The sequence below is a fragment of the Carnobacterium sp. genome (assembly GCF_040274945.1).
Taxonomy (GTDB): domain Bacteria; phylum Bacillota; class Bacilli; order Lactobacillales; family Carnobacteriaceae; genus Carnobacterium_B.
In genome coordinates this window covers 1-7,239 of the sequence record NZ_JBEMAR010000017.1, presented here as the reverse complement: position 1 = coordinate 7,239, position 7,239 = coordinate 1, and the positions used below count along the sequence as shown (strand labels likewise).

The following is a 7,239-nucleotide window of genomic DNA, read 5'->3' as shown; positions in this document are numbered from 1 at the left end:
TAGGACGTTGCCACGCAAATCAAAAAGACATCATCCTCGGATGGTGTCTTTTTTTGTTCTTTTTAAACTAGTCATTTTGTTTAGAATAAAAAGAGTAATAAATCAATTAATAAAACGCTTGCAAAACTAATTCGAACGTGTTATATTGTTTGTAACAAAGGATTGTTACTGCATCGGCAGGCAAAACCTAAATTGATTCGAATTGTTCTATCTTATTGGAGACAGAGCATTTGGAATGAGTTTAGGTTTTTTATTTTCTATATGATGAAAGTTGGTGAGCAAAGCGATAAAATGAAAATAGAAAAAGTATTGAATAATAATGTTGTGATCACCTTGACTGATACTAATGAAGAAATGGTAGTAATGGGAAGAGGGATTGCCTTCCAACGTAAAGTTGGCGATACAATTGAAGTCGAAAAAATAGAAAAAACGTTTGTACCAGAAGGAAATGAAGGTATTGAAACTTTTTCTACTTTGTTTAAAGAAATCAATCCAGAAATTATAGAAATAGCCAATGATATGATCAAATACGCACAGTCTATTTTAAAAACTAAATTAAGCAATAATATCTATTTAACTTTAACGGATCATTTGAACTATGCGATAAGCCGAACGAGTGAAGGAATCGAAATTAAAAATCCTTTAACTTGGGAAATAAAAAAGTTTTATAAAAAGGAATATGAGATTGGATTAAAAGCTTTAGAAAAGATTAAAACTAAATTCGGTGTGATAATGAATGAAGACGAAGCTGCATCCATTGCTTTGCATATTGTGAATGCTAAACAAGAAGGACAAGAACTAGGAATTACCGTTAAAATGACTGAAGTTGTGCAAGATATTTTAACAATTGTACGGTTACAATTTGGAATCACTTTTGATGAAGATTCCTTTAACTATTCTCGTTTTGTTACTCACTTACAATATTTTGCTCGTAGAATGCTGGAACATGATAACAAAAGATCTAATGATGATTTTTTATTCGAGCAAGTTAAAATAAAGTATCCAAAAGCTTTTGAATGTACAAATAAGATCAATAGTTACCTTACGAATAAACACCATACGCTACTCTCAAAAGATGAACAGGTTTACTTAGCGATTCATATCCAACGAGTAACGAGTGAAAAAATAATTAAATAAACTAATCAATGATGGATTGTTACTGCGCAAGCAGGCAAAACCTAAATTGATAGCTAATATGTATCGAGTAATGATGCATTATGCTATTGATTTAGGTTTTTCTTTTTAAAAAAATTAAATGGGAGAAGGAATTAGGATGAAATACGAAGCATTAGCTAAATCAATAATTGAAAACGTGGGCGGAACAGAAAATATCAATAGTTTAACTCATTGTGTAACAAGATTAAGGTTTAAATTAAAAGATGAAAGTAAAGCAAATACAGATGTACTAAAGAAAATGGACGGAATTGTAACCGTAATCAAAAGTGGCGGACAGTATCAAGTCGTTATTGGAAATCATGTACCGGATGTCTATCAAGAAGTCGTAACTGTCGGAAATTTAAATAGTAATGATTCTTCTGAACAAGAATCAGATGAGAAAGTAGGTCTGTTCAATAAGTTCGTTGATATGATTTCAGGAATTTTTGCACCAACTTTAGGAACATTAGCTGCTACTGGTATGATCAAAGGATTCAATGCTTTGTTTGTAGCACTAGGCTGGCTAACAGTTGAATCAGGAACGTATCAAATATTAAATGCTATAGGTGATTCATTGTTTTATTTCTTCCCTATTTTCCTAGCATTTACAGCCAGTAAAAAATTCAAAGTGAATCAGTTCACGGCTATGGCTATTGGTGCTTCACTGGTTTACCCGACTTTAGCTGGAATCAGAGCAGGAGATCCTCTTTATACACTGTTTTCCGGATCCATTATTGAGTCCCCAGTGCACACCACTTTCCTAGGACTTCCACTTATTCTAATGGACTATTCGTCAACCGTTATTCCGATTATTGTTGCTATTTTTCTAGCATCTAAAGTTGAAAAAGGATTGAAAAAAATCATTCCAGACGTGGTCAAAACCTTCTTAATTCCTTTTTTTACTCTTTTGATTATTGTCCCAGTAACTTTCATGATCGTTGGACCAATCGCAACATGGGCAGGTAGCTTAGTAGGAGCCGGGACTTTAGCCGTTTATAACTTAAGCCCAATCTTAGCAGGTGCAATTGTAGGTGGTTTCTGGCAAATATTTGTTATGTTCGGATTGCATTGGGGTCTTGTGCCAGTAGCTCTGAACAACTTAGCTGTTTACGGATATGATCCTATTTTAGCAATGTCATTTGCAGCCTCATTTGCACAAACTGGAGCAATTATTGCAATTATGGTAAAAACAAAAGAGAAAAAGGTTAAGTCTTTAGGTATTCCTTCTGTAATTTCCGGTATGTTCGGTGTAACAGAACCAGCAATTTATGGTATCTCTTTGCCTCTTAAAAAACCTTTCATCATGAGCTGTATCGCTGCCGGTGTGGGTGGAGCAACTCTAGGATTAGTCGGAGCTAATGGATACGTTGTAGGAGGACTAGGAGTATTTGGAATCACCAACTTCCTGAATCCTGCTGAGAGTGGTTTAGGTAATGTGCCTATAGTAATAGCCATTATCATTGGAGCTATGATTCTTGGTTTTGTATTAACTTATATTGCTGGTTTCGGAAAATTGTATGAAGATGATGCAGTTGTGGCAGAAACAACTAATGATGGAATCATTGATTCAGGAAATGAAGTTTATATTGGAAAAGATACTATCGAAAGCCCATTAAAAGGATCTATTATTCCGCTTTCTGATGTTCGAGATGAAGCTTTTTCATCTGGAGCTATGGGAAAAGGTTTGGCAATTGAACCAACTGAAGGGAAATTAGTTTCACCAGTTAATGGAGTTGTCACAATGCTTTTTCCAACGTTTCATGCAGTGGGTATAACGTCAGATGAAGGAACAGAAATCTTGATCCATATTGGTATGGATACTGTTCAAATGAATGCTGAAGGATTTGTTCCACACATTAAGCAAGGAGACAAAGTAACAAAAGGTCAGCTTTTAATTGAATTTGATATTGCCAAGATCCAAGCAGCCGGTTACAGCGTGGTTACGCCTGTAGTTATCACAAATTCACAAAATTATTTAGATGTCATCACGACAGAGAAAGCAACTGTTTCTTCTAACGAACAATTAATGACTGTAGTCATTTAAAAAATAAGAAAATGAGGTAATCAGATGAAAAATAGTAATGGTTTTCCAGAAGGATTTTTATGGGGAGGCGCAACTGCAGCCAATCAATTTGAGGGTGCATATAATGAGGGAGGAAAAGGCCTCTCTACAGCCGACATGGTAAAATTTATACCTAAAGAAGAACGAGGAGAAGGGTTTTCATTAGACGTTTCAGGTAAAGAAATTGAAGCAATTTTAGCAGGAAAAGTAGATGCTGTTTTCCCGAAACGTTTTGGGGTTGATTTTTATCATCATTATAAAGAAGACATCGCTTTGTTAGCAGAAATGGGCTTTAAAGTATTCCGTTTATCGATTAACTGGGCACGCATTTTTCCAAATGGGGATGATATAGAACCAAATGAGGAAGGACTTGCTTTTTACGATAGCGTATTTGACGAATGTCTAAAATATGGCATTGAGCCTTTGGTAACTCTGTCTCATTACGAAACACCTTTGAACTTAACTTTGAAGTATAATGGATGGGCGGATCGCCAAGTCATTGATCTCTTTGTTAATTATGCTGAGACTGTCTTCACACGTTATCAAAATAAAGTGAAATACTGGCTTACATTTAATGAAATCAACATTATTACATTAAGTCCATATACAGGCGGTGGAGTACTAGTAGATGACGCAGAAAATCCATTGGAGTTGTCTTATCAAGCTGGACATCATCAATTTGTAGCTAGCGCATTAGCTACAAAAATTGGACATGAAATTAATCCTGAATTTAAAATAGGATGTATGTTGGCGCGCATGACAACTTACCCTGAAACTAATAACCCGAAGGATATAATAAAAGCGCAAGAGGAAAATCAATTGAACTTGTTCTTTACAGACGTTCAAGCACGTGGAAAGTATCCTGCTTATATGGATCGTTATTTCCTTGAAAATGATATTAACATCCATAAAGAACGTGGCGATGATGAAATCTTGAAAGCCTATCCTGTTGATTTTATTTCCTTCAGTTATTATATGTCCAATACAACTAGCTCAAACCCATCAGAAGATCAAGTTAGCGGAAACTTTATGGGAGGGATAAAAAACACCTATTTAGAAACATCTGATTGGGGCTGGCAAATTGATCCAATTGGATTAAGATGGACCTTGAAAGATTTTTATGATCGTTATCAACTGCCGTTGTTTATTGTTGAAAATGGATTAGGGGCTTATGATAAAGTAGAAGAAGATGGCAGTATTCATGATAATTACCGAATTGATTATCTGCAAAAGCATATTGAACAAATGAAGGAAGCGGCACTAGATGGTGTGGATCTAATGGGTTACACGAGTTGGGGAGCGATTGACCTAGTTAGTGCTTCCACTTCAGAAATGTCTAAACGCTATGGATATGTTTATGTTGATCAAGATGATGAAGGGAATGGAACATTAGAGCGTTCTAGAAAAGATTCATTCTTCTGGTATAAAAAAGTTATTGAGACGAATGGAATGGATTTAAGTAAATAAATAAAGCAGGCGAAAGAAGGGTCTTGTTTTGAGCGAGTTCTTTTCTAGGCAACTGCCGTATCCTCTATTAAAAAAACATATGCTATACTTAATAAAATAAACGTTTAATAAAATGAAGAATCTAAAATAATTGATCGAAAAAAGGAGAAGATGACTTTGACAGTAGAACAATTTCCAAAAGATTTTTTGTGGGGTGGAGCAGTAGCTGCAAACCAATTAGAAGGAGCTTACAACGCAGATGGTAAAGGGTGGTCTGTCCAAGATGTAACACCTCAAGGCGGATTTGGCCCGATAACGGACGAACCGACAGAAGATAACATGAAATTAGTCGGGATTGATTTTTATAACCGCTATAAAGAAGACATTAAATTATTTGCGGAAATGGGATTTAAAACTTTCCGTACGTCAATTGCTTGGTCACGCATCTTTCCTAATGGAGACGAAACTGAACCAAATGAAGCTGGATTAAAATTTTATGATGATTTATTTGATGAACTTCTTAAATACAATATCGAACCATTAGTAACACTATCTCACTATGAAACACCATTACATTTAGCCAAAGAATACGACGGTTGGGTTAATCGCAAAATGATCGGGTTTTACGAAAATTACGTGCGGACTGTCTTTACACGCTACAAAGGGAAAGTGAAATACTGGTTGACTTTTAACGAGATTAATTCAATTATACATGCACCATTTATGAGTGGTGGAATTGCTACTGCACCAGAAAATCTGACACAAAAAGATTTGTATCAAGCGGTTCATCACGAGTTAGTAGCGAGTGCGTTGGCTACTAAAATTGGACATGAATTAATGCCGGAAGCACAAATTGGATGTATGGTTTTAGCTATGCCGACATACCCATTAACTCCAAATCCAGATGATGTTATTGCTGCTATGGAAGCAGAACGTAAAAATTATTTCTTCTCTGATGTACACGTTCGAGGAGTTTATCCAGGGTATATGAAACGATTCTTCCGTGAAAATGCTATTGAATTAGATTTTGGTCCAGAAGATGAAGAACTATTAAAAAATGCGGTTGATTTTATCTCGTTCAGTTATTACATGAGTTCTACTGAAACAGCTGACGAAAGCAAACGAGTAGCAGGTGAAGGCAATATTTTAGGTGGGATACCTAATCCATACTTAGAAGCATCTGAGTGGGGATGGCAAATTGACCCTAAAGGTTTGCGTATTGTTTTGAATGACTTCTGGGATCGTTACCAAAAACCCTTATTTATCGTTGAAAATGGATTGGGAGCTAATGATAAGCTAATTACAGATGAATATGGAAATAAAACAGTTAACGATGATTATCGAATTGATTATTTGAATGATCATTTAGTCCAAGTTGGAGAAGCTCTGAAAGATGGGGTCGAAGTTATGGGTTACACAACGTGGGGATGTATTGACTTAGTCAGTGCTTCTACAGCTGAATTAAAAAAACGTTACGGTTTTATTTACGTTGATCGGTATGATGATGGAACAGGTACATTGGAACGTTATAAAAAGAAAAGCTTTTCATGGTATAAGGAAGTTATTGAAACAAATGGAACAAGTCTTATTGAAAAATAAAAAAAACCTTGTACGATTAAACTCGTGCAAGGTTTTTTACTTACAAGATAATCATGTTATTGAAAAATTGAGAGAGATTTTTGGAAACTTTTTAGGTATGATCACTCCTTTTATTTTAAATGCCAAACTTTTTTCTTGTTAAAAATAGAAAAAGCTTTAAATAGTTTTTATTTAGTTATATAATATATTGATACTAACTAAAAGTAAGAGGAGTGAGATGATGAAATTAATAGATGTTACTAATAATCATTCGGAACTTGTAGTAGAACAATTGGAAAATACTAATGCAAATTTTATAAAAGTTTTCTCTTTAGGTCCAACTACCGTGATTTGTTCAGGATCTTCAATAAGTAAGGATGTCATTTTATTAAATGAAAGTCGCGCTATAAAAAATGCTGAAATTAACTTTGTATTAAAAAACATACTTGATACAACTATTGACAACGTTGAATTTATCTATGCTCCTAATATTGTCGAGTTATCCATCCCTGTTGAAGATTGATTTTTCATGGTACAAGGAAGTTATTGAAATAAACGGAATAAGTCTTATTGAAAAATAGTAGAGAAGTTAAGTTTTGCACGAATTTATTCGTGTAAAACTTTTTTTTAATCCAGTATCTATTTTTATTAAGATTTATGCATGAATTTTAGAATATTTATGTAATGAAAAAATGCAACGAACTGTTCCTTTACAATGTGTAATAAAATTTACAAGAATGTTCGTTTTTTTAAACTAAATTGCGGTACTTAAATTCTGAATTTAAATGAATGTTCATCTTTAATAAAAATTGTGATTTTATTCTAAAAATATGTTGACGAATGTTGATTTCGCTGGTATATTAGTAGATGTCGTTGAGGCAATTGATTCAAATCAACGAAAAAAATAAAAACAAAAGTTGTTGACAGACATCGCTACACATGATATTATGTATAAGTTGTCACGAACAAAACAACACACTTTAGACCTTTGAAAACTA

General features: G+C 34.2%; 5 protein-coding genes. All 5 read left to right on the top strand.

The genetic code is table 11. The annotated features are described in order from the left end of the window. Positions 1-261: 261 nt before the first annotated feature. Positions 262-1,137, top strand: coding sequence for a BglG family transcription antiterminator LicT (gene licT / locus ABS916_RS12695; RefSeq protein WP_350452249.1), 876 nt, complete (start codon positions 262-264; stop codon positions 1,135-1,137). 136 nt (positions 1,138-1,273) lie between these two features. Then, entirely contained in the window at positions 1,274-3,199 is a 1,926-nt protein-coding gene (locus ABS916_RS12690; RefSeq protein ID WP_023176659.1) for a beta-glucoside-specific PTS transporter subunit IIABC, read from the top strand. Positions 3,200-3,223: 24 nt separating this feature from the next. Beyond that, a complete protein-coding gene (locus tag ABS916_RS12685; protein ID WP_350452248.1) occupies positions 3,224-4,684 on the top strand; it encodes a glycoside hydrolase family 1 protein in 1,461 nt (486 codons plus the stop codon). A gap of 150 nt (positions 4,685-4,834) precedes the next feature. Then, positions 4,835-6,262, top strand: coding sequence for a glycoside hydrolase family 1 protein (locus tag ABS916_RS12680; RefSeq protein WP_350452247.1), 1,428 nt, complete (start codon positions 4,835-4,837; stop codon positions 6,260-6,262). A gap of 220 nt (positions 6,263-6,482) precedes the next feature. Continuing rightward, positions 6,483-6,764, top strand: a complete 282-nt coding sequence (locus ABS916_RS12675; protein ID WP_041556056.1) for a DUF1827 family protein — start codon at positions 6,483-6,485, stop codon at positions 6,762-6,764. Positions 6,765-7,239: the final 475 nt, after the last annotated feature.

Excerpts from the sequence above, each read along its gene's own strand:
- licT (WP_350452249.1), top strand. The coding sequence starts at position 262 with ATGATGAAAGTTGGTGAGCAAAGCGATAAAATGAAAATAGAAAAAGTA.
- ABS916_RS12690 (WP_023176659.1), top strand. The coding sequence starts at position 1,274 with ATGAAATACGAAGCATTAGCTAAATCAATAATTGAAAACGTGGGCGGA.
- ABS916_RS12685 (WP_350452248.1), top strand. The coding sequence starts at position 3,224 with ATGAAAAATAGTAATGGTTTTCCAGAAGGATTTTTATGGGGAGGCGCA.
- ABS916_RS12680 (WP_350452247.1), top strand. The coding sequence starts at position 4,835 with ATGACTTTGACAGTAGAACAATTTCCAAAAGATTTTTTGTGGGGTGGA.
- ABS916_RS12675 (WP_041556056.1), top strand. The coding sequence starts at position 6,483 with ATGAAATTAATAGATGTTACTAATAATCATTCGGAACTTGTAGTAGAA.